The sequence below is a fragment of the Haloferax litoreum genome (assembly GCF_009674605.1).
GTDB lineage: Archaea > Halobacteriota > Halobacteria > Halobacteriales > Haloferacaceae > Haloferax > Haloferax litoreum.
The window spans coordinates 2,495,120-2,517,019 of record NZ_WKJO01000001.1 but is presented as its reverse complement, the minus strand read 5'-3'; the positions used below and the strand labels follow the sequence as shown (position 1 = coordinate 2,517,019).

23 protein-coding genes are annotated in these 21,900 nt (G+C 62.4%); 2 read left to right on the top strand and 21 right to left on the bottom strand.

Going from position 1 to position 21,900, the window contains the following annotated elements; translation table 11 throughout:
• Positions 1–29: 29 nt before the first annotated feature.
• The 3 genes from GJR96_RS12935 to GJR96_RS12925 form a co-directional block, all read right to left on the bottom strand.
• Positions 30–1,268 (bottom strand): mandelate racemase/muconate lactonizing enzyme family protein, encoded by a 1,239-nt coding sequence (locus tag GJR96_RS12935; protein WP_151163301.1) that lies wholly within the window; start codon positions 1,266–1,268, stop codon positions 30–32.
• A gap of 96 nt (positions 1,269–1,364) precedes the next feature.
• Positions 1,365–1,811: a luciferase domain-containing protein gene (locus tag GJR96_RS12930; RefSeq protein WP_151163300.1), complete on the bottom strand. Its 447-nt coding sequence runs from the start codon at positions 1,809–1,811 to the stop codon at positions 1,365–1,367.
• 54 nt (positions 1,812–1,865) lie between these two features.
• Positions 1,866–2,504, bottom strand: coding sequence for a TMEM175 family protein (locus GJR96_RS12925; protein ID WP_151163299.1), 639 nt, complete (start codon positions 2,502–2,504; stop codon positions 1,866–1,868).
• 466 nt (positions 2,505–2,970) lie between these two features.
• Between GJR96_RS12925 and GJR96_RS12920 the strand changes: the two genes are divergently transcribed.
• Positions 2,971–3,582 carry a hypothetical protein gene (locus GJR96_RS12920; RefSeq protein WP_151163298.1) on the top strand — a complete coding sequence of 204 codons (612 nt, stop codon included), beginning with the start codon at positions 2,971–2,973 and terminating at the stop codon, positions 3,580–3,582.
• A 103-nt stretch (positions 3,583–3,685) separates the two neighbouring features.
• Here the strand turns inward: GJR96_RS12920 and GJR96_RS12915 are convergent, their stop codons facing one another.
• Complete coding sequence (locus tag GJR96_RS12915; RefSeq protein ID WP_151163297.1) at positions 3,686–4,906, bottom strand: HAD family hydrolase; 1,221 nt, start codon at positions 4,904–4,906, stop codon at positions 3,686–3,688.
• A 121-nt stretch (positions 4,907–5,027) separates the two neighbouring features.
• Between GJR96_RS12915 and GJR96_RS12910 the strand changes: the two genes are divergently transcribed.
• Positions 5,028–5,477 carry a DUF5799 family protein gene (locus GJR96_RS12910; protein ID WP_151163296.1) on the top strand — a complete coding sequence of 150 codons (450 nt, stop codon included), beginning with the start codon at positions 5,028–5,030 and terminating at the stop codon, positions 5,475–5,477.
• A gap of 47 nt (positions 5,478–5,524) precedes the next feature.
• Here the strand turns inward: GJR96_RS12910 and GJR96_RS18170 are convergent, their stop codons facing one another.
• The 17 genes from GJR96_RS18170 to GJR96_RS12830 form a co-directional block, all read right to left on the bottom strand.
• Positions 5,525–5,674 carry a DUF7557 family protein gene (locus GJR96_RS18170; RefSeq protein WP_191965864.1) on the bottom strand — a complete coding sequence of 50 codons (150 nt, stop codon included), beginning with the start codon at positions 5,672–5,674 and terminating at the stop codon, positions 5,525–5,527.
• 164 nt (positions 5,675–5,838) lie between these two features.
• Positions 5,839–6,831 (bottom strand): class II fructose-bisphosphate aldolase, encoded by a 993-nt coding sequence (fba, locus tag GJR96_RS12905; RefSeq protein ID WP_151163295.1) that lies wholly within the window; start codon positions 6,829–6,831, stop codon positions 5,839–5,841.
• A gap of 165 nt (positions 6,832–6,996) precedes the next feature.
• Positions 6,997–7,467, bottom strand: a complete 471-nt coding sequence (gene ptfB / locus GJR96_RS12900) for a fructose PTS transporter subunit IIB (RefSeq protein ID WP_151163294.1) — start codon at positions 7,465–7,467, stop codon at positions 6,997–6,999.
• Positions 7,464–9,161 carry a phosphoenolpyruvate--protein phosphotransferase gene (ptsP, locus tag GJR96_RS12895; protein ID WP_151163293.1) on the bottom strand — a complete coding sequence of 566 codons (1,698 nt, stop codon included), beginning with the start codon at positions 9,159–9,161 and terminating at the stop codon, positions 7,464–7,466. Before ptsP ends, ptfB begins: the two co-directional genes overlap by 4 nt.
• 2 nt (positions 9,162–9,163) lie before the next feature.
• Positions 9,164–9,433 (bottom strand): phosphocarrier protein HPr, encoded by a 270-nt coding sequence (gene ptsH1 / locus GJR96_RS12890; protein WP_151163292.1) that lies wholly within the window; start codon positions 9,431–9,433, stop codon positions 9,164–9,166.
• Positions 9,433–9,897, bottom strand: coding sequence for a fructose PTS transporter subunit IIA (gene ptfA, locus GJR96_RS12885; RefSeq protein WP_151163291.1), 465 nt, complete (start codon positions 9,895–9,897; stop codon positions 9,433–9,435). The genes ptsH1 and ptfA overlap by 1 nt, the downstream gene beginning before the upstream one ends.
• A 42-nt stretch (positions 9,898–9,939) precedes the next feature.
• Positions 9,940–11,070, bottom strand: a complete 1,131-nt coding sequence (gene ptfC, locus GJR96_RS12880; protein ID WP_151163290.1) for a fructose PTS transporter subunit IIC — start codon at positions 11,068–11,070, stop codon at positions 9,940–9,942.
• Between the two features lie 105 nt (positions 11,071–11,175).
• Positions 11,176–12,093, bottom strand: a complete 918-nt coding sequence (gene pfkB / locus GJR96_RS12875; RefSeq protein WP_151163289.1) for a 1-phosphofructokinase — start codon at positions 12,091–12,093, stop codon at positions 11,176–11,178.
• Complete coding sequence (gene glpR, locus GJR96_RS12870; protein WP_151163288.1) at positions 12,090–12,857, bottom strand: HTH-type transcriptional regulator GlpR; 768 nt, start codon at positions 12,855–12,857, stop codon at positions 12,090–12,092. Before glpR ends, pfkB begins: the two co-directional genes overlap by 4 nt.
• A 250-nt stretch (positions 12,858–13,107) precedes the next feature.
• Complete coding sequence (gene leuB / locus GJR96_RS12865; RefSeq protein WP_151163287.1) at positions 13,108–14,082, bottom strand: 3-isopropylmalate dehydrogenase; 975 nt, start codon at positions 14,080–14,082, stop codon at positions 13,108–13,110.
• Positions 14,075–14,683: a 3-isopropylmalate dehydratase small subunit gene (leuD, locus tag GJR96_RS12860; protein ID WP_151163286.1), complete on the bottom strand. Its 609-nt coding sequence runs from the start codon at positions 14,681–14,683 to the stop codon at positions 14,075–14,077. Before leuD ends, leuB begins: the two co-directional genes overlap by 8 nt.
• Positions 14,680–16,101: a 3-isopropylmalate dehydratase large subunit gene (leuC, locus tag GJR96_RS12855; protein WP_151163285.1), complete on the bottom strand. Its 1,422-nt coding sequence runs from the start codon at positions 16,099–16,101 to the stop codon at positions 14,680–14,682. Before leuC ends, leuD begins: the two co-directional genes overlap by 4 nt.
• Positions 16,094–16,375 carry a hypothetical protein gene (locus GJR96_RS12850; protein WP_151163284.1) on the bottom strand — a complete coding sequence of 94 codons (282 nt, stop codon included), beginning with the start codon at positions 16,373–16,375 and terminating at the stop codon, positions 16,094–16,096. Before GJR96_RS12850 ends, leuC begins: the two co-directional genes overlap by 8 nt.
• A gap of 21 nt (positions 16,376–16,396) precedes the next feature.
• On the bottom strand, positions 16,397–17,440 hold the full coding sequence (ilvC, locus tag GJR96_RS12845) for a ketol-acid reductoisomerase (RefSeq protein WP_151163283.1): 1,044 nt from the start codon (positions 17,438–17,440) through the stop codon (positions 16,397–16,399).
• Positions 17,437–18,093, bottom strand: coding sequence for an acetolactate synthase small subunit (gene ilvN / locus GJR96_RS12840; protein ID WP_151163282.1), 657 nt, complete (start codon positions 18,091–18,093; stop codon positions 17,437–17,439). Before ilvN ends, ilvC begins: the two co-directional genes overlap by 4 nt.
• The gene (gene ilvB, locus GJR96_RS12835; RefSeq protein WP_151163281.1) at positions 18,090–19,850 is read right to left on the bottom strand and encodes a biosynthetic-type acetolactate synthase large subunit; all 1,761 of its coding nucleotides are present in this window, start codon (positions 19,848–19,850) and stop codon (positions 18,090–18,092) included. The genes ilvN and ilvB overlap by 4 nt, the downstream gene beginning before the upstream one ends.
• Before the next feature lie 364 nt (positions 19,851–20,214).
• Positions 20,215–21,462 carry a LeuA family protein gene (locus GJR96_RS12830; RefSeq protein WP_154326233.1) on the bottom strand — a complete coding sequence of 416 codons (1,248 nt, stop codon included), beginning with the start codon at positions 21,460–21,462 and terminating at the stop codon, positions 20,215–20,217.
• Positions 21,463–21,900 lie beyond the last annotated feature (438 nt).

The window sequence follows — 21,900 nt, the reverse complement described above, 5'->3', positions numbered from 1 at the left end:
GCAGGGACTCACGTGCTCGACGAGTCGTTTCACTCCTCGTCGAAGAGGGTCTCGCCTTCGACCATGTGCTCTTCGACGGCGTCCATGTCGAGCGTTAGGCCGAGACCCGGCTTTTCGGGAATCTCGATGTAACCGTCCTCGATGACGGACTCTTCGACGAGGTCCTCCCACCAGCCGAGTTGGTAGGAGTGGTACTCGACGGCCAGCGAGTTCGGGATAGCCGCACCGACGTGGGCGGACGCCATCGTCGCGATAGGCGACGAGACGTTGTGCATGGCGACCGGCACGTAGTACTGGTTCGCGACGTCGGCAATCTTCCGCGTCTCGCGCATCCCACCGACCTTGGGCATGTCGGGCGCGACGATGTCGACGGCCTGATTCTGGATGAGACGGCGGAGTTCGGTCACGCGGTAGCGGTTCTCACCGACCGTGATGGGGGTGAGCGTGGACTTCGTGACTTCTTCTTGGACTTCGAGGTTCTCCGGCGGGACGGGGTCTTCGAGCCACCACACGTCGTAGTCCTCGATGGCGGCCGCGAGACGCTTCGCACTGCCGCCCGAGAAGGTCCAGTGGCAGTCGAACGCGACGTCTGCGCGGTCCTTCACGCGCTCGGTGACGGCTTCGACGATTTCGGCCTTGTGACGGATTTCGCCGGGACGGAGGTGGCGGTTCGCGCGGTCCTTTTCCAGACCGGACGGCACGTCGAGGTCGAACTTCAGGGCGTCGTAGCCGAGTTCCTCGACGACACGCTCTGCTTCGTCGGCACAGGCCTGCGGGTCGGCCTCGTCGGCCGTGTGGCAGTCACAGTAGACGCGAACCTTGTCGCGGTACTTTCCGCCGAGCAACTGGTACGCGGGAACGTCGAGAATCTTGCCCGCGAGGTCGTGCAGCGCGATTTCGATGCCGGAGATAGCCGTGACGGTGACACCCTCGACGGAGCCTTCACCGGACATCTTCTGGACGAGGTGCTCGTAGAGACGGTCGATGTCGAGTGGGTTCTCGCCGATGATGAACGGCTTCATGCGCTCGATGAGTTCGGGGACGCCAGCGCCCCAGTAGGCCTCACCGGTGCCGACGATGCCCGCGTCGGTGTAGATGCGGACGAGTGTCCACGGGAAATTGCCGTCGACCATCGTCGTCTGTACGTCCGTAATCTCCACGTCTCGGCCGCCACCGCGCGTCGCGGTCACGCCCATCGTGTCTGCGGAGAGTTCTCGCATCGTATACTCCGCGTTGGGGTCGTGAAGGTCCGCGTAATTCTTTCCCATGAATAGGGGTTTACTCGGTCATTAGTAAAGTTTTTGCGACAGAGGCACTGGTTCTGCTGTCAGCGCCGGCGGACGAACAGGCTGTCTACTAGGCGTTCAGGCCGATGCGCGTCCGTCGAGTGAGTCACTGAACGTCGTTCGAACGAGAGTGTCGAGTTCGGGTGGGAAGTCGAGTCGGACGAGTTCGTCCTCAGGGGCCACCGATGGGTCGACGTCGATGCCGCGGCGACGGAGTGCGAGCACACGCCAGAGATACGCGAGTCTGAGCAGTCGTATCGCGTCCCGTTCGTCCGCGTCGCTTCGGACGCGGTAGGTCACCCACGCAGAGTCCGGGAGAACATGGTGGGGGTCAGCGAGGCCATCGGTGACGAGGCTATCACGGACCCGCTTGGTGATGGCGAGGTCGACGATACCGACGTCGTGGACGTGACCAATCTCTTTGTCGGCGACGAGGAACTCGGTGCCACCGAATCGGTGCGGTGCGGTGTCGACGCCCGGCCACTGCCGGACGTGTGAGACGATGCTGTCTATCGTAGCGGTCATGGAGAACGTACGCTCGCCGAGAGCATAAGCGAGTGTTAGAGAATCGGAACGCGGTCAGACCGGTTCTGGCTGTTCGAGGTTCTCGACCAACCGCGACTGCAAGACGCCGTTTATCGGAAGCAACAGAAACCACGAGAGGATTGCGAGTGTCGTGTCGAAGTTTGCGACGACGATGGAGAAGACGAACACCAGCGGCGATGCGAGGAACCGCGCACCTTCGAGGACGACGAGCGTCGACGTGAGACCTTCTTCGAGGATATCGTGCCGCGAGGCGTAACTCCACAACAGCGTGAGAATCAGACCGGTGAGCGCCAAGATGCCCGCGTAGAACACGACACCGAATCGTGTCGGATACATGCTGAACAGACTCGTCCCGTACGGAACGAACGCCACCAGGAGCAAGAACAACAGATTCAGCCAGACGACGCTTCTGTCGTGCGCTTCGATGTGGAGGAATATCCGGCGGTGTAACACCCAGTAATTCCCGATTACGAGAAAACTCAACACGTACGAGAAGAACTCGTGCCACTGGTCGAAGACAAGATTCGAGAGTATCGACACGGGCCTCCCCACCGGAATCTCCGGAACAGTGATTTCGAGAACCAACAGCGTGATTGCAATGGCGATGACGCCGTCGCTCAACGCGAGCAATCGGTCCGTCTCTTCTTGCTCCCGGTGAAACGAGATACCCATGTCATCTCATTTGTTATCAATAGAGAACTATTTTCCCACGGAGGAACTAGTAGGTATCCAGACACGTATGGACAGGTCTGAAGCAAAAACCACACGACATCACGACTATCATGAACTCGTGAAAGTTGCAACTTCACAGACACTCTGCTGGCACGGGTATTCTCGCATTAACACTCGTTAGGAACGGTAATTATCGGCTGAGGGAATGTCCATGGTCGTCAGTGGGGTGGGAGACAGCCAGACAGTCGATGGGTCACACCACTGTCTGTGCGCACCGACGGGTAGATGACTCGTAACGAAACCGACGGAACACGAATACGAGGGTGAACATGTCTTCGACCCCCTCGGTTGCATTGTCATCAAGAACAGTCCTCGGTGGTTCCATCCCGGTTCGAGTCGCCACACTCCCCGCGGAGTTCAGTCACGCTCGTGCCCACGACGACGGCAGTATAGGGAGTGCCCACCGATGAACAGAGTACAACTCGGTGTGGCCGGTATCGTCGTCGTCGTCGTTGCCTTTGCGTTCCTCTCGGGCGGCTTGAACGCCCCCAACGAGCAAGGACCTGCATCGGATGCAGACGCCAGTCTCGGTGCAGAGACCACAGACCCGACTGACGAATCACGCACCGACGACGGTGGAGACGTCGAAGAACCCCTCGTCGCAGACGACGGTCCAGACGACCCGGCGACAGATGGCGAGGACTCGTCAGGTGACGCCGACGACACCGAACGTGCGAGCGGAACGTTCGAATCGGTCGACGAGACAGACGACTCGACGTCGTCGTCGAAGAGTCAAACGACCACGGTCCTCAGATACAAGAGTTCCTCTGAGTACGACGATGAAGACGACGACCCGCCGTATACCGGGGCCACGAACGACCGCAGTGACGACACAAAGTCTACCACGACCGACGACTCGTCGTCGACCGATGGCGACTCCACACCGACTGACACCCCCGACGAATCGACGCCGAACGACGACAACGACAACTCAACGCCGGCCGACGAATCGACGCCGAACGACGATAATGACGAATCGACGCCGAACGACGACTCAGGAGGGATGTGCACTGTGTAACGTCTGAGACACAGTCAGGTGTTCGGCGAGAACACCCCACGGAGTTCACCGGTCGCCCCCACTTTTCCAGAGTCGTTCCCGCACGGTTCGTTCTGTTCTCTCCTTACTCCACGAGTACGTTGAGGGCGAAGGCGGTTCGGAGCATCGACGCCGCGTCGCCTCTGTCGAAGACGAGGCCATCTGTCTCTTCGACGTGTTCGAGGACGCCGGGAGACGAGTGGTCCGGTGCGGCGGCGAGTCCACGGTTCCCGTCTGCGGCCCACCGCATCACGTCGAGGTCCGACTTCGAGTCACCCATGACCAGCACGAACGGGTCGTCCACGCCGAGAACCTCCAGTGCGGCCTCTACGCCTGCCGCTTTGTTCAAATCGACCGCAGACAGTTCTGCGGCGTCGGCGTGGTAGTAGGCGACGGTGACTCGGTCCAACGTCTCAGCGACGTCGTCGGGAACGGTCGTCTCTGGGTCTGGACGTTCGTCTCTGTCGGCGAGGACGCCTTCGATTTCTGGGTCGCGTTCGGCGTAGTACGCACGCGTCCACGTCGGCCCGTCAGGGTCGTCGGTGACTGCCTCACCGAGGAGGTCCAACATGTACACGAGTGAGTCGTCGATAACTCCTTCCGCGTCCTCGCTTCCGGTCTCGAAGTTGGGCTTGAGCGTGACGTTGAACTCGTTGCCTTGGAGGTGGACGCGCCCTCGGAGGCCGTCCGGGAGGTCACGAATCACACGGCCGCGAACCGACTCGAAGACAGACTGCACCGCGTCGTCGAGCGTCTCGTACAGGAGGCACTTCGTGTTCGGCCCGTGTCCGGGCGTGAAGACGCCCGTCCCCGCCTCGTAGACGATGCTCACGTCGCCAGAGTGGACGAGTTCGTTGCCGAGGCCCTGAATGGCGAATCCCTTGACGTTCTCTAACGTCTGGCCGGTACAGATGACGATGGGAACGTCCATCTCGTGGAATTCGGTGAGGAGGTGGAGCACCTCGCGCGGAATCTCGTTGTCAGTCCGCCCTGCCGACCGAAGCGTCTCGTCCACGTCGAGCACGAGTGCGTTGACCGCTTTGCCGTACTTCGTGTACAGGTCGAGGGCGGTGAACGCCTGGTCTCTCGTCGCTCGGGCGGCGAGTTCGGCGTACCGGTCGCCGTCCGGGATGCCACGTCGAATACGGTCTTTTCTGTCGGTCAGTTCGTCGTCGACCTCCTGCCAGTGTGAGAGTGCCACCGAGGAGTCGAGTGGGGGCAAGAGGTCCACGAAATCCTGTGCGTCGCGGACTGCGTCTGCGTCGAAGTTCCCGTACAGTCGGTACAGGAGGTCGTACCGCTCCATGTGACGGGGTGGTTACGCAGTCGCATTAAACCCGCGTGGCCGGCGATTCGTGTCGGGACCCGGCGCGCCGTCGTCGACCGACCCCGCAACCCTGATACTGACTGGACGACGACGTGTGCACATGGCACACTGGACTGACAGTATCGTGGGTGACCGGATGACGGTCGACCGCGAGTTCAACGACCACGTGATGAACTCTCGCTTCAACAGTCAAGAGTGGGGCCTCATCATGACGGCGACGGAGTTCGAAATCGAGAACGCGGACGACCCGGAGGCGGCGCGAATCGTCGCAGACACCGAAAAAGTTCCACAGATTATCCCCGAACTCGACAACATCCGCAAACAGATGGGGGCGATGGGCGGTGCCGGCGGGCAACAGGACTCGTCGTCGGGTGGTGGCATCGTCGATTCCATCAAAGGCGCACTCGGACTCGGAGACGGAGGAAAACAGGGACAACAGGAGAAACTCGAAGACGCCGAGCGACTCACACAGGCCTACGCGGACGCCCTACAGGACCATCTCGAGAAGAAAGGCAAGTGGGAACAGGTCAGAATCGCGTATCAAGAGTGACTGTTCAGTAGCACGACGAGGAGGCCACGAGTCGACGAGACCGTCTCTCAGTACTCGTCGCCGGCGTGGAACAGCGTCCGCTCGCTCGCTTCGTAGATGTTCATCAGTTCGTTGATGAGTTCGTCGTAGTCTTCGTCTTCTTCGCGCAGGTTGTCGAGTCGTTCGATGGTGGAGTCGTCGACGTGGATTTGTGGCATACGTACTCCCACGCCACGTGACACCTTAAGCGGCCGGGGAAATCGAATCGACGACCGGCGAATCGGTGTGTCGCGGGTGGTCCTCGAAACGAGTAGGCGGCAGCGAAAATGAAAGACGGCGGCGAAGGTGACGGCGGAAGACCGGCACCTGAAACGACGCGGCGTTACTTGAACAGCGTCTGTTCGGCGCTGCCGGAGACTTCCGTCAGGCCAGCGTGCACGTCCGCGATACGGGCGCGGATGTCACGTCCGACGACGCGTGGGTCGAACACCGACTTGTCTGGCGACCACTCGGTCTCGTTGAAGAACGTGTCACGAGCGTCCTCGACGCCTTCCGGCGGGACGATGGCGTCGGGGTTCTCGCGGTAGAGGTCGTAGGCGGTACGCGTGTACTCGTACTGGTAGCGCGTGTCCTTGTTGACCTTGCAGATGCCGTGTTTGAGCATCTCTTGGAGTTGGTCGGGTTGGACGCCGGACGACCCGTGGAGGACGAGTGGCGTGTCGAGGCCGTGGTCCTTGAGGGCCTGCCGGATGTCGTGTGCGAGGTCTGGGCGGAGTTCGAGGTCCTTGCCCTTGGCGACGCCGTGTTGCGTGCCGACGGAGATAGCGAGGAGGTCAGCGCCCGTCTTCTCGACGAACTCGACCGCCTGCTCGGGGTCCGTGTAGAACGCCTCTTCAGCCTCGATTTCGTCTTCGACACCCTTGATCTGGCCGAGTTCGGCCTCGATGAGGGTGTCGGAGTCCGCGGCCTCGACCATCTCGACGACTTCCCGACTCGTCGCGACGTTCTCGTCGAACGGTTCGTGGGAAGCGTCTATCATAATCGACGACGGGATGTCGAGTTCTATCTGCTGTTCGATGAACTCGAGGTCCGTCTGGTGGTCCATGTTGAGGAAGACGCCGATGTCGTACTGTTCGGCGATTGCCTCGATGTAGGTACCCATGGACTTCAGGCCCGCGACGGGGTCACCGTTACCGGCGAACTTGCACGCACCGCCGCTGAGTTGGAGCAGCAGGTCCGAGTTCATCCGGTCGGCACCCTCCATGAGTCCCATCATGACGTTCGGTTCCGCGACGTTACTCGCGATGAGACCGAACCCTTCGTCGAGCGCCTCGTCGTATACAGTGGCGAGTTCCTCCCCGCCGTAAAACGGCATTATGCGTTCACCTCGTGTTCGGCAACGAACGCGAGGATAATAATCTATGGGAAACCGGTTTCGGTTTTGCACGTTCTCGTTCGTTCATTTTCGAGTTAATTTTCAGCGAGCACGAGACGCGCCGCTCAGAACCGTGAAGAAAACGGAGCGACAACGCGGCGAGAGTTAGGAGAACAGTTTCTTCAGGCGTGCGAACAGGCCCTTTTCGGGGTCGCCGCCACGGCGGACCGGTTCCTCAGATTCCACTTCGGGCTCGGAGTCGCCCGATTCGTCGTCCGCCGACTCGGCGTCGCTTCCGTCGGAACCGAACGAGACGGACCCGGTCTTCCCTGCTTCGGCGAGTTCGACTGCCTGCTCGACGATTGCCTCGGCGTTGTTGACGCCGTCTTTGACGGTGCCTTTGACGACGAGTTTGCCATCGAATCGGTCGCGACTAACCGACGTATCTGAGGTGATGATGACCGCGTCGGCTTCCGCGATGGCCTCAGACGACAGTTCGTCTTGAGTCCCCATGGCACCTTGGACTTCGACGTCGATGTCGTGGCCGAGACGCTCACCGGTCTGCAGGAGGTTCTCTGCCGCCATCTGGCTGTGTGCGATACCCGTCGGACAGGATGTGACTGCGACTAATTTCATTGGTCTGAGGTTAGGATGTTAGTGACTTCATCTTTGGTGTCAGCCGCGAGAACGTTCGCGGCGAGCGCTTCGGCGTCTCCCGTGTTCGTCTCCGTGACGGCCGCTTTCACGTGCGGGACCGTGACGGCACTCATGCTCAACTCGTCTAACCCGAGACCGACGAGGAGTTCGGTGAGGTCCGGGTCACCTGCCATCTCGCCACACATGCCGACCCAACAGTCGTGACCGTCTGCTGCCGCGACAGTCGCATCGATGGCGTGCAGGACCGCGGGTTGGCGATAGTCGCCGAGTTCAGAGACGCGTTCGTTACCGCGTTCGGCGGCCATCACGTACTGGGCGAGGTCGTTCGTCCCGATACTGAAGAAGTCGACGTGCGGTGCGAATCGGTCGGCCATGAACGCCGCGGCGGGCGTCTCTATCATGATGCCGAACTCGGGCACCTCGTGGGCGAGTCCCTCTTCGGCGAGGTCGGACGCGACGGATTCGAATCGCTCGCGTGCCTCGTGGAGTTCGTCCAGCGTCGTCACGAGGGGAAGCATCACCGAGAGACGCGTCCCGTCGGTGCTTCCCGCGGCCCGCAATAGCGCGCGAATCTGTGTCTCGAAGAGCGACGCGTCGGGGCCGAGTGACCGTCGAATCCCGCGCTCACCGAGGAACGGATTCTCCTCTTCCGGCAAGTCGAGGTACGGAACCGGTTTGTCGCCGCCGATGTCGAGGGTTCGGACGACGACGCGGCCGTGTTCGAACGACTCCAGTGCGTCGACGTACGCGTCGAACTGCTCGTCTTCGTCCGGTGGCGTCTCCCGGTCTAAGAAGAGGAACTCACTTCGGAACAGGCCGATACCGTCGGCCCCACGGTCGACTGCGGGTTCGAGGTCGGCGAGTGTCCCGACGTTGGCCGCGACTTCGATGCCGACGCCGTCGGCCGTCTCCGCAGGACCGGTTCTGACGTGAACGTCCGCCTCGGCGGTGGCGGCCGCTTTCGTGTCGTCGTCGGGATTGACGATGAGGTCACCCGCGTCGCCATCGACGACGACTTCAGTCCCGTCTTCTATCGACTCCAGTTCGTCCCCGACGCCGACGATGGCGGGGAGGGCGAGCGACCGAGCGAAGATGGCCGCGTGCGAAGTTCGTCCACCGGTCACGGTCACGAATCCTGCAACCCGCTTCGGGTCGAGTTGCGCCGTGTCACTCGGCGTGAGACGTTCGGCGACGACGACGCTCCCTTTCGGGAGCGACGAGAGGTCGACACGTTCGCCGTCCGAGAGAACGCGGACGAGTCGGTCACGGATGTCACGCAGGTCGTCTGCGCGTTCACCCATGCGCCCGCCCATGCTCTCGAACTGCTCGACGAACCCCGTGAACGTCTCTTGGACGGCATGTTCGGCCGGTAATCCGCCTTCGATGGCGTCGGTGACGCCGTCGGTAATCTGCGGGTCGTTGAGGAACTGCACGTGGGCGTCGAACACGGCGGCCTCTTCTTCACCGACGCGTTCGGCGGTCCGTGCGCGTTCTGCCTGCAACTCGTCTTCGGCGACGCTCCGCGCCTCGTCGAATCGTGCGAGTTCGTTCTCGGCATCGACGTCCTCGGGGGCGGGCGGGTCCGAGAGGTCGGCGTCTGGACGGTACCAGACGACCTTTCCGACCCCGGAGAGCGGTGTCACGCCGATACCAGAGAGGGTTCGTTCGGCCATGGTCAGTGTTCGGCTTCAGGCGTCGAAAGGATATCTTCGAGTGCGTCGAGAACCGCTTCTGCATCGTCGCCTTCGGCGACGAGACGTACGTCTTCGCCGGCAGAGACGCCCAGTCCCGTCACGGCGAGCATGCTCGCGGCGGGTGCCAAGTCGTCTGTGTCTGCACGGCCGAGTTGCACGTCCGCGTCGTACTCGTTGGCCGTCTCGACGAACTTCGAGGCTGGTCGTGCGTGAAGGCCGTCTTCGGGGACGACGGTGACGATTCGTTCCATTAGGCCACCACCTCACTGAGGATGTCCTGAACCGTCTCCTCGTTCTCTGCTTCGAGGAGGTTCTCCCGCACGTCTTCGTGCATGAGCGACCGAGAGAGTGCGCTCAGAATCTGGAGGTGGTCTTCGCCACCCTCGGCAGGGACGAGAATCATGAACAACAGGCGTGCCGGCTTGTCGTCCATGGCGTCGAAGTCGATTCCCTCGGTGGAACGAGCGAATGCGACAGTCGGCTTGGTGACTGCGTCCGTCTTCGCGTGCGGGATGCCGATGCCGAAGCCGACACCGGTGGTCGCCTCTTCTTCTCGTTCGAGGAGTGCGTCGAGTGCCGCCTCACGGTCCTCGACACGGCCTGCGTCGACTGCCAGGTCGAGCAGGAATTCGATGGCTCCGTCCTTGGTCGCCGGGGGCTCTTCGAGTGAAATCAGTTCGAGCGGTGTGATGGTGCTGATGTCTGCTACGTCCATGGTACTTCGTTCGGGTATGGAAAGATTGGTTAGGTGTCGTGGTCAGTCGTCGCTGCTCTGTGCCGAACCCGCCGTGACTTCGAAGTCGGGCTTGATGCCCGTCGCGATGACTGCCGTCACGAGCGACCCGAGCAGGATACAGCCGATGAACGCGAACGGCTGGTTCGACAGCGGAACGACGAAGATGCCGCCGTGGGGAGCAGGCATCGTCACGCCGAGTGCCATCGAGGCCGCCCCCGCGACTGCACTGCCAGCCACGACGCTGGGGATGACGCGTGCGGGGTCTGCTGCTGCGTAGGGAATCGCACCCTCGGTGATGAACGAGAAGCCGAGGAGGACACCGCTCTTGGCGTTCTCGTACATCTCTTCTGCGTACTTCTGCGGTGCGATGAAGTTCGAGAGCGCGAGGCCGATTGGTGGGACCATCCCGGCAATCATCACGGCGGCCATCGGGGCGGTGACGCCCTCGGAGATGAGGCCGACCGAGAACACGTACGCCACCTTGTTGATTGGGCCGCCCATGTCGGACGCCATCATCGCGCCCACGAGGGCACCGAAGACGATGGCCTGACTGCCGCCCTGCATGTTGCTCAAGAACGCGGTGAGTTCAGCGTTGGCGATGGAAATCGGGACGCCCAGCACGAACAGCATAATCGGCGTCAAGACGGCGGTGGTCGCCACCGGGATGAGGAGCACCGGCATCATCGGTGCGACGAACTCCGGCACGTTGCGTTGCTTGAACCAGCGAGCGACGAGACCGGCGAGGAACCCAGCCACGATTGCGCCGAGGTAGCCGGCACCGGCCGAACCGCCCTGGAGACCGATGACGTCACCTGCCGCCTGCAGGACGTTTCCTTGCTGGATGATGTACGAGAGGATGAACCCCGGTGCCAGGCCCGGACGGTCGGCGATTGCGTACGCGATGTACGCCCCGAGAACCGGGACCATGAGTGTAAGTCCCGCGACACCGATTTGCGCGAGGAACCAGCCTGCCGTGCCAGTGCTACTGAACACGTCTTGTACGTTGTTCGAAAGCGAGGCTACCGCGTAGCCCAGTGCCAGAAAGATTCCGCCGATGGTCACGAACGGAATCATGAACGATACCCCTGTCATGAGGTCCTCCTTCACCGACGTGAGGTAGGACCGAACCGCGTCTTCTGCATCGTTTGCCATAGTGTTGCCACCCCGTTATCGTTTCTACACGTATATCTTCAAAAACCCTTTCGAATATGAATGTTCCTGAGTGTTTTAGTCCTTAATAAACATTCATCCGAAAGGTCAGCGAGCCCGGACAGTGCTCACGTCGACGTGTGTCTCGTTCGTGAGCACGTCTTCGAGGTGGGGGACTCGGGTTCCGGCGACGCCGACGACACGTGCAGCAGTGAGAATCCCCATTCGGAGGGCATCAGAATCGCTCATCCCGCGTTCGAGTGCCGCGAGGAATCCAGACAGAATCGCGTCACCCGCCCCGACGGTATCGACGACGTCGACGTCGAGTGCCGGCGCAGATAGGATTGCGTCTTCGGTCACGAGGACGGCACCGTCGCCCCCGAGGGAGGCGAGCACGTATTCGAACTGCCCGTCACGGAGTTCTTCTGCCGCCGCAATCGCGTCTTCGTTCGTCTCGACGGTTCGCCCAGTCGCTTCCGCGAGTTCCGACCGGTTGGGTTTACAGACGAAGTAGTCGGCGTCGAGTTCTGCGAGGTACTTCCCGCCCATGTCGACTGCCGTTCGCCAGTCACCCGCCCGGGCGAGTCTATCGACCGATTCGAGCGCCATTCCGCGCGGGAGACTCCCGCCGACGAGGAGCGTTTCGGGTTCGTTCGCCTGTGCCGCCTCGACGAGTTCGTCCACGTCGGCGTCCGTGATGTGCGGGCCGTTGTGGTTGAGTTTGTACTCGCCGTCGTCGGCGAGAACAGTCGTGTTCAATCGAGTGTGGTCGTCGATGTTCACGAAGTCGCTCGGGACGCCATCCGCGTCGAGTCGGTCACGAACGAACGTCCCGAAGTGACCACCGAGAAACCCGGATGCTGTCGCCTCGACGTCGAGCGCAGAGACGTACTTTGCGACGTTGATGCCTTTCCCGCCGGCGGTGAACACCGCTTCGTCGGTTCGATGGACGACACCGGGTTCGAGTGGTTCGTCGAAGTGAATCGTGTGGTCTACCGCAGGGTTCGGTGTAATCGTGAGAATCATTGGGAAACTCCGTCGACGACTTCGACGCCCGCACTCTCTATCTCCTCGCGCGTCTCGGGGTCGAGTTCGCCGTCAGTGATGAACAGGTCGACGTCTTCGAGCGTTGCGAACTGGACGAAACTCCGGCGACCGAGTTTGGAAAAGTCGGCAACGAGGACGACTTTTGCGGCCTTCTCGACCATCAGTTCTTTCATCCGGGCCTCGTCTTCGTTCGGCGTCGTCAGCCCCGACTCGACGTCGAGTGCGTTCGTTCCCAGAAAGAGGACGTCGAAGTTCGTCCGTTGCATGAACGATTCTGCAGTTGGACCGACGAGTGCGCGCGTCCGGCGGCGGAGGGTCCCACCGGTGAGTTTGACCTCGTTGTCCTCGTCGTTCAGTTCGATGGCGAGTCGTGGCGAGTTCGTGACGGCGAGAATCGTGCCGTCTTTCGGGACGGTCCGGGCGACTTCCATCGTCGTCGTCCCCGCGTCGAAGAAGACGACTTGTCCCTCGGCGAGTTCCTCGATGGCGCGCTTGGCGATTGCCCGTTTCGCGTCGAGGTTCTGTACTTCTTTCTGCCCGTAGGTCTGCTCTTGGCCGACGGAGGTCACGGGAACGGCCCCACCGTGTGACCGTTCGACCAGTCCGCGGTCTTCGAGTTCGCGTAAGTCACGACGTATCGTCGCCTTCGAGTACCCGAGGTCCTCGGACAGTCCCTCGACCGAGCGGCCGTCGGACTCGGAGACGAGTTCGACGATACGGCGTTTTCGCTCTGCTGGTAACATCTGTAACGATTCCTCGTTAGATGGGAAGTGGGTGACGAGTAGTGTTAATTGTTTATGTTGGATTCCGTTCGTATGTGTTCGAAACCGGGTGGAGGACGAACAGGAACGAAAATAGGTTACCGACGAACTGCACGTCGGGCGTGGTTGGGCAGGGGCGAGACGGGAGAAAATCATCGTACAGTCGGGCACAACTGTACGCAGCGTACCGCAGAGTGATGAGACTGGTCGGCGACCAGTCGCGACCGGTCGGTTAGAGGCGGTCGAGGATGGCCACAGTCACGTCTTCAGTGGACGCGTCGCCGCCGAGGTCCGGCGTCCGCGGACCGTCTTCGAGGACGCCTTCGACTGCCGCACGAACCTGCTCGGCCTCGTCCTCGTAGTCGAGATAGTCGAGTAGCATGGCGGCCGAGAGGATGGTAGCCGCAGGGTTTGCGATACCCTCGCCGGCGATGTCGGGGGCAGACCCGTGAACCGGTTCGAACAGGGCGCTGTCCGGGCCAATGTTGGCCGACGGGAGCAGTCCGAGTCCGCCGACGAGACCGGCGGCGAGGTCCGAGAGGACGTCGCCCGCGAGGTTTGGACAGACGATAGTGTCGAACTGCGTCGGGTCGAGACAGACACGCGTCGCGAAGGCGTCCATCAGGACTTCTTCGGTCTCGACGCTGCGTTCGTCTGCGACAGAGACGACGGCGTCGCGGAAGCGTCCGTCCGTCTCGCGCATGACGTTCGCCTTGTGGGCGACCTGGAAACTGCCGCCTTCGCCACCGACGTAGTCGCAGGCGTACTCGGCGAGTCGTTCCGAGGCGGACGTCGTCACCACGCGCGTGAGCGTGGAGAGGTCGTCCGAGAGGCGGTCTTCGTGACCCGAGTAGACGCCCTCGGTGTTCTCTCGCAGGAAGACGAGGTCTGTCTCCGGACGGAGTGCGTCCACACCGGGGTAGGCTTTCGCCGGGCGGACGTTGACGAACGAATCGACGGCCGTTCGAAGCGGGAGGATGACGTCGGCGGCAGTCTCGCCCGCCGCGCCGAACAGGGTCGCGTCCGACTCGGCAACGAGGTCGTACGTCTCCTGTGGGAGTGCCTCGCCCGTCTCCGCCTTCACGTGGTCGCCGGCGTCGGCTTCGACGAACTCGAAGTCGCCGACAGCGTCGAGCACGTCGACGGCGGCGGGGATGACTTCGCTCCCGATTCCGTCACCGGGGATGACGACGATTTCCTCAGTCATCGACGTAAGGGAGAGCGGCGGCTTTCTCGGCGACGGCGTCGGCGTTCGACTTCATGAGCGCCGTCGTGTCCCAGACACCCTCGGTGAGTGCCTTTCGCTGTGCGTCGTCGACGGTCACGTCTACGGTAGTGTCTCCGTACGTGACCGTCTCGTTCTCCACGTCGACGTCGATGTCGCCGTCGGGGTTCTCGTCGACCCACTCCTGGAGTTCGACGATGGTCTCGTGGTCTGCCGTGACCGTCGGGATGCCGAGTGCGAGACAGTTGCCGGCGAAGATTTCGGCGAACGACTCGCCGACGATGGCGTCGATACCCCAACGCATGAGCGCCTGTGGGGCGTGTTCGCGCGACGACCCACACCCGAAGTTGGCGTTGACGACCATGATGGAGGCGTCCTGGAAGTGCGCCTCGTTCATCGGGTGGGCTTTGGGTTCGTCGTGTTCGTCGTATCGCTGGTCGAAGAACGCGAACTCACCGAGGCCGTCGAACGTGACGACTTTCATGAACCGCGCCGGGATAATCTGGTCCGTGTCGATGTCGTTCCCACGGATTGGGACGCCCGACCCGGAGGCGGAATCTATCGCTGGAATCTCGTCGGTCATGCCGTGTTCACCTCCTTCAGTTCGCGTACGTCAGTCACTTCCCCGGTGATGGCCGCGGCGGCGACCATGCGCGGACTCATCAGGACGGTGCGGCCGTCTTTCGACCCCTGCCGACCGATGAAGTTGCGGTTCGACGAGGATGCAGACGCCTCGTCGCCCTCTAACTGGTCTTCGTTCATGCCGAGACACATCGAACACCCTGCTTCTCGCCACTCGAAGCCGGCTTCTTCGAACACCTGGTCGAGGCCTTCCGCTTCGGCGGCGGCCTTGACGCGCTGACTGCCGGGGACGACCATCGCGCGGACGCTGTCGGCGACCTGCCGGCCCTCGACGACTTCTGCGGCACGGCGCAGGTCGGGCATTCGGGCGTTGGTACACGACCCGAGGAACGCCACGTCGATTTTGTAGCCCTGCATCGTCTCGCCGGGTTCGACGCCCATGTGTTCTTGGGCCATCCGAGCGGTGTCCTGCTTCTCTTCGGGCAGGTCTTCGGGGGCCGGAATTGGTTGGGTGATGCCGACTCCCTGTCCGGGTGTCGTACCCCACGTGACGACGGGTTCGAGTTCCGACCCGTCGATGGTGACGACGTCGTCGTACTCGGCGTCCTCGTCGGAGCGGACGGACTCCCAGTACGGCTTGAGTTCGTCGAACTTCTCGGGGTTCTCTTGGAAGTAATCGGTCTGCTTCAGCCACTCGTAGGTGGTCTCGTCTGGGTTGACGTAGCCCGCGCGAGCACCGCCCTCGATGGACATGTTGCAGATACTCATCCGCCCTTCCATCTCGAGGTTCTCGATGGCCTCGCCGGCGTACTCGTAGACGTAGCCGACGCCGCCTTCGGTTCCGAGGCGACGGATGATTTCGAGGACGACGTCCTTCGCTTCGACGCCCGGGCCGAGTTCGCCCGTGACCTCGATTTTTCGAACCTTCTTCTTCTCCATGGCGACGGTCTGGGTCGCCAGCACGTCGCGAATCTGGCTCGTCCCGATACCGAACGCCAGCGCACCGAACGCGCCGTGGGTCGAGGTGTGGCTGTCACCACAGACGATGGTCATGCCGGGTTGGGTGAGGCCCTGCTCTGGCCCGATGACGTGGACGATACCCTGGTCGCCAGAGGTCGGGTCCGAGAAGTTGATGCCCGCGTCGCGAACGTTCTGTTCGAGTTCGGCCATCATCTCTTCGGCGGCGTCGTCACGGAAGGGCCGCGACTGGTCCGACGTGGGGACGATGTGGTCTACCGTCGCGTGCGTTCGCTCGGGGTACGCGACTTCTAAGTCGCGTTCTTGGAGCATCCCGAAGGCCTGCGGACTCGTCACCTCGTGGATGAGGTGCAGGCCGCAGAACAGTTGCGTCTGGCCCGTCGGGAGTTCGGAGACAGTGTGTTCTTCCCACACCTTGTCGTAGAGCGTTCCCTCACTCATCTACGTCACCCGATACCGTTCGAGCGGGGCCGTCGTCGCGGCCGCGTTTCCAGACTTCGCTTGCATCCGCGCCGTTGCGCGGGGTGTGGTCGACGTCTTCCATCGTCTCGGACCCGCCGGTCATCTCCGGCGTGGTGCCGGCCACTTCGCCGCCGTCGGTGGCGGCCGGACCGCGCTCGTAGACCGTCGTGAAGGTCTCTCCCGTATAGGGATTCGTGTGGCTGATGTCTCCCATTCGTTCGGCTGTGCCGTCTCGTGTTTCGTTTCGTGTCATGTGTGGGGCGCTGCTGGCTGGTCAGTCGTCTGCTGGTGCTTCTGCTTTCTCTGTGTCGTCGGCGTCGTCGTCACCCCACGCGAACAACTCGCGGAGCGGTGCGCCAACCTGCTCGATTTCGTGATTCTCTTCGGCTTCCTTGAGCTGGGTGTACGACGGGCGACCCGCCTGATTCTCCAGAATCCACTCGCGGGCGAAGGTGCCGTCTTGGACCTCTTCGAGGACCTCTTCCATGCGCTCTCGGCTGTGTTCGTCGACGATGCGGTCACCACGGGTCAGGCCGCCGAACTCCGCGGTGTCGGAGACGGAGTGCCACATGCCGCCGAGTCCATCTTCGTACATCAGGTCGACGATGAGCTTCAGTTCGTTCAGGCACTCGAAGTAGGCCATCTCAGGGGAGTAGCCCGCGTCGACGAGCGTCTCGTACCCCTGCTTGACGAGCGAGGTGACACCGCCACAGAGGACGGCCTGTTCGCCGAACAGGTCGGTCTCGGTCTCTTCTTGGAACGTCGTCTCGATGACACCGGCACGGGTACACCCGATTGCGTGGGCGTACGCCAGCGCTTCTTCTTTCGCCTCGCCGGTCGTGTCCTGATAGACGGCGATGAGGCCGGGGGTCCCTTCGCCAGCCTCGTAGTTCCGGCGGACGAGGTGGCCGGGGGACTTCGGCGCGGCGAGCGTCACGTCGACGTTCTCCGGTGGGCGAATCTGGTTGTAGTGGATGTTGAACCCGTGGGCGAACTGGAGCGTGTCGCCGTCTTCGAGTCCGTCTCGAATCTCCTCGAACACCGCCGGTTGGACGGTGTCGGGGACGAGGATGGAGACGATGTCGGCTTCCGCGGCGGCCTCGGCGGGCGTCGCAACGCGGAGTCCGTCTTCGCGTGCTGCTGCGCGCGACGAGGAGTCGGCACGGAGGCCGACGACCACGTCGACGCCGCTGTCGGCGAGGTTCTGTGCGTGGGCGTGGCCCTGACTCCCGTAGCCGATGATGGCGACGGTCTTGTCGTCGATTTGGGAGCGGTCTGCGTCGTCGTCGTAGTATACAGTTGTATTGAGTTCGGTCATTGGGTATTTGTCGTCGGTTTCGTCGGTTCGCCGGAGGTTCCGGGTTCCTCTCCGGGGACTGTCTTCTTCGCACCGTGGGCGAGGGCGGTCTGGCCGGTTCGGGCGATTTCGATGATGCCGAATCGGCGGAACGCGTCCACGGCGTCGTCTATCTTCCGCTCGTCGCCGGTGAGTTGGACCGTGATGGTCTCCGGACCGGCGTCGAGGGTCGTGCCGTCGTACATCTTCGTGATGGCGTGGACCTTGTCGGGGTCTTCGCCGCGGACCTTCAGGAGGACGAGTTCCGCGCGAACGGCGTCGTCGTCCAGTTCGCCGATGGAGATGACGGGCTTGAGTTTCGCAATCTGCTTTTCTATCTGGTCGATGCCGGGGTCCGGTTCTTCGACGACCATCGTGATACGCGAGTGGCCGTCGACGGTGGTCGGACCGACCGTGAGACTCTCGATGTTGAACTGGCGCCGTGCGGCGAGGCCGGCGATTCGCGAGAGGACACCGGGTTCGTCCTCAACGATGGCCGAAAGCACCGTGCGGCGTCGTTCGGGTTCTGACTCCACTTCGGGGTCGATACGGATACCTTGCGAGTTGCGTCGGCCTGCTGGGTGGGGTCGTTCGTCTGGTGCGGGCCCTTGCAGTCCCTTCTGTTTGTCACTCATAATTGGTCCTCCGAGAGTGCGAACTTTCCATTCGGTGCGCCCGAGGAGACCATCGGGTAGACGTTCTCCGCCGGGTCGACGTGGAAGTCGATGACCGACGGACCGTCGTAGGCCAGTGCCTCTTCGATGGCGTCTGCAACCTCGTCGTAGGAGTCCACAGTCCACCCGCGGGCACCGAAGGCCTCGGCGAGTTTGTCGAACTGCGGACACCACTCGTAGCCGGCGGCCATGCGACGCCCTTCGAAGAAGGCGTCTTGCCACTGGCGAACCATCCCGATGTACTCGTTGTTCAGGATGGCGATGGTGATGTCGAGGTCCTCGCGCACGGCGACGGACAGTTCCTGAATCGTCATCAGGAACGAGGCGTCGCCGTCGACGCAGACGACAGTCTCGTCGTCGTCAGCGGCGAGTCGAGCACCGATGGCGGCCGGGAGACCGTACCCCATCGTGCCGAGGCCGTGCGAAGAGACCCACCGGCGCGGTTCGCGGAACGTCCAGTACTGGGCGGCCCACATCTGGTGTTGGCCGACCCCACTCGTGACGATGGTCTCGTCTGGGGTCGCTTCGTCCAGCGCTTCGACGACGAACTGCGGTTTCAGGGGTTCGTCCTCTGGTGCCGCGTAGTCCATCGGGTACTCGTCTTTCCAGACGAGACACTGTTCGCGCCATTCGCGGGCGTCCGGACTGTGTTCCATCTCTGCCCCGATGCGCTCGATGGCGGTACCGGCGTCGCCGACGACTGGGTAATCTGCGTGGATGTTTTTCGATATTTCCGCCGGGTCGATGTCGACGTGGACGACTTCCGCTTCGGGCGCGAAGGTGTCGATGCCGCCGGTCAAGCGGTCGTCGAAGCGCGTCCCGATAGCGATGAGGCAGTCGGTGTGGGTGATAGCCATGTTGGCGTATCCGGTGCCGTGCATCCCTGCCCACGAGAGACAGAGTTCGTCGTCTTCCGGCATCGCGCCGATTCCGGGCATCGTCGTGACGACCGGAATCTGGTGCTCGGTCGCGAAGTTCCGGGCGACGTCGGTCGCATTACCCTTGACGACTCCACCGCCGAACAGGAGGAGTGGATTCTCTGCTTGTTCGATTGCGCGGGCGGCCGCTTCGACCTGTGCGTCGTCGGGGTCGGTCCGTGGACGGCACGTCTCTGGCGGGCGTGCGTCGCCGGGTTCACGGTCAGTCTCACCGAGGGAGGTGTCCTTCGGTAAGTCGACCAGTGTCGGGCCGGGTCGGCCTTCCGCGGCCAGTGCGAACGCTTCGCCGACGGTGTCGCCGACAGTGTCGGGAGACGAAGCGAAGTAGTTGTGCTTCGTGATTGGGGCGGTGACGCCCGTCGTGTCCGTCTCTTGGAACGCGTCGGACCCGACCATGTCCGAGGGGACCTGCCCGGTGAGTGCGAGCATCGCGTCGGAGTCCATGTTGGCGTCGGCGATGCCGGTCACGAGGTTCGTCGCACCGGGACCCGAGGTTGCCAGACAGACACCGGGGTCACCGCGAACGACGCCGTAGGCGTCTGCGGCGTGGGCCGCGCCCTGCTCGTGGGCCATCGTCACGTGACGGATGTCGGAGTGGTACAGGGCGTCGTAGATGGGCATGATTGCTCCACCCTGCACGCCGAACGCCGTCTCGACGCCGGCGTTTTCGAGCGCGCGGACGACGGCGGTCGCGCCCGACGTGACTTCGGTCTGGGTCGGTTCGTCGTCGGACTGTGACGACGCGTCTGCGTCGGTCGTCGCGGCAGTGCGTTCACTCATGTGTGGCCTCCGTGGCGGTGTGTTGGTCGTCGATATCGATGCGTGTGCTGTCGGTCGGTTGCGTGGTACTGGTGCTCCATGGTTGGGGACTGCTGAAGTGTCTGAAAACGGTTCGAACCCGAGGACTGAGAGATGGAGTGTGAGGGGGCTATGCCCCTACAATAATGAGCGACCGAACAGCACCGACGGTGGCGGCGCTCGCCGCTGACTGCGGCGAAGCGGATGCCAACCGTGCGTCGTGCTGGTTCATCGTATGGCACACGTACTCCCGGGTCATAATAACTGTTGCGCGGCGGGCAACGATTGCACGCCGGCCGGGACAGAGTGCAGGGCGGTCGCCCAGTAGGGCCACAGCCCGGCGCCATCAGGCGCGGACCTCCTCCTCTCTCTCGTCTTCGTGGGTGACACCGACGTCGCGGGCGAACGCCTCGAGCGTCGTGTCGTTGACGCGCTCTTTCTCCGCGCCGTAGTCTTTGACGCGGCGGGTTACCTCACGGACCTCGGCGTCCGTGGGGTCGAACCCGATATCTGCGAGGCGCTTGCGAACCGAGTGCGTCCCCGTGTGTTTGCCGAGTACGAACTCGCGCGTGGCGCCGACCATCTCGGGGGTCATGACACCCGGTTCGAACGTGTCGGCGTTCTCGATGACGCCGGCGGCGTGGATGCCGCTCTCGTGGGAGAAGGCGTTCCGCCCGACGACCGGCTTGTTCGCCGGAATCGGGATGTCGGACGCCTTCTCGACGATGCGAGCTAACTCGGTGATTCTCGTGGTGTCGATGCCGGTGTCGACGCCGTAGAGGGATTCTGCGGCCATGACGACCTCCTCGTAGGCGGCGTTACCGGCACGTTCGCCGATGCCGTTGACCGACACCTGTGCCTGTGCGGCACCCGCTTCGAAACCGGCCATCGCGTTGGCCGATGCCAGTCCAAAGTCGTCGTGCGCGTGCACGTCGATTTTGGCGTCGGTGTGCTCGCGGACCGTCCGGACCATCCGGGCGAAGCGAGTCGGCGTCGCCACACCGCACGTGTCGGGGAGGTTGATCCAGTCGACGCCGGCCTCAGAGACCGCTTCGACGACTTCTATCAGGAACTCCTCGTCCGTCCGGGTGGCGTCCATCGGCGAGAACATTACTTCGGCGCCCGCGTCGCGGACGCGTTCGACACTTCGGACGGCCCGCTCGACAGCCTCTTCGCGAGAGGCGTGCATCGAGTCGGCCAACTGGACATCGCTGGTGCTCACGAACGTGTGAACCATGTCCACGCCGGAATCCAGCGCGGCTTCGATATCCTTGTCGACGACGCGGGCCAACCCGCACGTCGTCGAATAGTCCGCCGAAGCAGCGATATCAGCAACTGCTTCGAACTCCGCATCAGAGTTCACTGGGAACCCTGCCTCGATGACGTGGGTGCCCATGTCGTCGAGGGTGGCGGCGATGTCGCGCTTCTCCTCGTAACTGAACGAGGTTCGCGGTGACTGTTCGCCGTCGCGGAGTGTCGTGTCGAAGATTCGTACGTCTTCGATTTCAGATTGTTGGGCTAATGTGCCCTGGAAGAACTCGACCCGCCGGGGAACCCGACGAATCCTCCGTGTCGTTGTGAGACATCGTGTCAGTCAGGTGTGGGAACTCGTATATAAATGTTTCTCCCAGACAGTATCACGGTCGTTCACCAGCAACACTGTGAGTGTACCACACACCCCTAATCGCAGTACCTAAACGACCTTATACGATATCATGTCATATGTTGTCCTGATACAGCGTCACAGCATCCACCCCCAACCAAGTAATTAATTAACTCCTTTGGGTTTAGAAACGATAATTCGACCCCGTTTCGCGCACTCACGATTGGACGAATGTTGTCCGAATTGAATGGTAACACCTGACACGAGTCGGACGGTGACTATCGGTGAGACACCGCCGGTTCTGCCGTCACTGGACGAGTCGGCAACCCGACCACACTCCCCCTAAGTTAGTCCCGCCACGCTCCCCGAGACGACACCGGCCACCGACGGTGACCGAACCCTTTTCTCGTCGCTCGACAACCGACCGGG

Excerpts from the sequence above, each read along its gene's own strand:
- ptsH1 (WP_151163292.1), bottom strand. The coding sequence starts at position 9,433 with ATGGAACGAATCGTCACCGTCGTCCCCGAAGACGGCCTTCACGCACGA.
- ptsP (WP_151163293.1), bottom strand. The coding sequence starts at position 9,161 with ATGGCCGAACGAACCCTCTCTGGTATCGGCGTGACACCGCTCTCCGGG.
- ilvC (WP_151163283.1), bottom strand. The coding sequence starts at position 17,440 with ATGACCGAACTCAATACAACTGTATACTACGACGACGACGCAGACCGC.
- ptfA (WP_151163291.1), bottom strand. The coding sequence starts at position 9,897 with ATGGACGTAGCAGACATCAGCACCATCACACCGCTCGAACTGATTTCA.
- GJR96_RS12925 (WP_151163299.1), bottom strand. The coding sequence starts at position 2,504 with ATGGGTATCTCGTTTCACCGGGAGCAAGAAGAGACGGACCGATTGCTC.
- leuB (WP_151163287.1), bottom strand. The coding sequence starts at position 14,082 with ATGACTGAGGAAATCGTCGTCATCCCCGGTGACGGAATCGGGAGCGAA.
- ptfC (WP_151163290.1), bottom strand. The coding sequence starts at position 11,070 with ATGGCAAACGATGCAGAAGACGCGGTTCGGTCCTACCTCACGTCGGTG.
- ptfB (WP_151163294.1), bottom strand. The coding sequence starts at position 7,467 with ATGAAATTAGTCGCAGTCACATCCTGTCCGACGGGTATCGCACACAGC.
- GJR96_RS12935 (WP_151163301.1), bottom strand. The coding sequence starts at position 1,268 with ATGGGAAAGAATTACGCGGACCTTCACGACCCCAACGCGGAGTATACG.
- GJR96_RS12930 (WP_151163300.1), bottom strand. The coding sequence starts at position 1,811 with ATGACCGCTACGATAGACAGCATCGTCTCACACGTCCGGCAGTGGCCG.
- pfkB (WP_151163289.1), bottom strand. The coding sequence starts at position 12,093 with ATGATTCTCACGATTACACCGAACCCTGCGGTAGACCACACGATTCAC.
- GJR96_RS12920 (WP_151163298.1), top strand. The coding sequence starts at position 2,971 with ATGAACAGAGTACAACTCGGTGTGGCCGGTATCGTCGTCGTCGTCGTT.
- GJR96_RS12910 (WP_151163296.1), top strand. The coding sequence starts at position 5,028 with ATGGCACACTGGACTGACAGTATCGTGGGTGACCGGATGACGGTCGAC.
- GJR96_RS18170 (WP_191965864.1), bottom strand. The coding sequence starts at position 5,674 with ATGCCACAAATCCACGTCGACGACTCCACCATCGAACGACTCGACAAC.
- glpR (WP_151163288.1), bottom strand. The coding sequence starts at position 12,857 with ATGTTACCAGCAGAGCGAAAACGCCGTATCGTCGAACTCGTCTCCGAG.
- ilvB (WP_151163281.1), bottom strand. The coding sequence starts at position 19,850 with ATGAGTGAACGCACTGCCGCGACGACCGACGCAGACGCGTCGTCACAG.
- GJR96_RS12850 (WP_151163284.1), bottom strand. The coding sequence starts at position 16,375 with ATGACACGAAACGAAACACGAGACGGCACAGCCGAACGAATGGGAGAC.
- fba (WP_151163295.1), bottom strand. The coding sequence starts at position 6,831 with ATGCCGTTTTACGGCGGGGAGGAACTCGCCACTGTATACGACGAGGCG.
- leuD (WP_151163286.1), bottom strand. The coding sequence starts at position 14,683 with ATGACCGACGAGATTCCAGCGATAGATTCCGCCTCCGGGTCGGGCGTC.
- GJR96_RS12915 (WP_151163297.1), bottom strand. The coding sequence starts at position 4,906 with ATGGAGCGGTACGACCTCCTGTACCGACTGTACGGGAACTTCGACGCA.
- ilvN (WP_151163282.1), bottom strand. The coding sequence starts at position 18,093 with ATGAGTGACAAACAGAAGGGACTGCAAGGGCCCGCACCAGACGAACGA.
- leuC (WP_151163285.1), bottom strand. The coding sequence starts at position 16,101 with ATGAGTGAGGGAACGCTCTACGACAAGGTGTGGGAAGAACACACTGTC.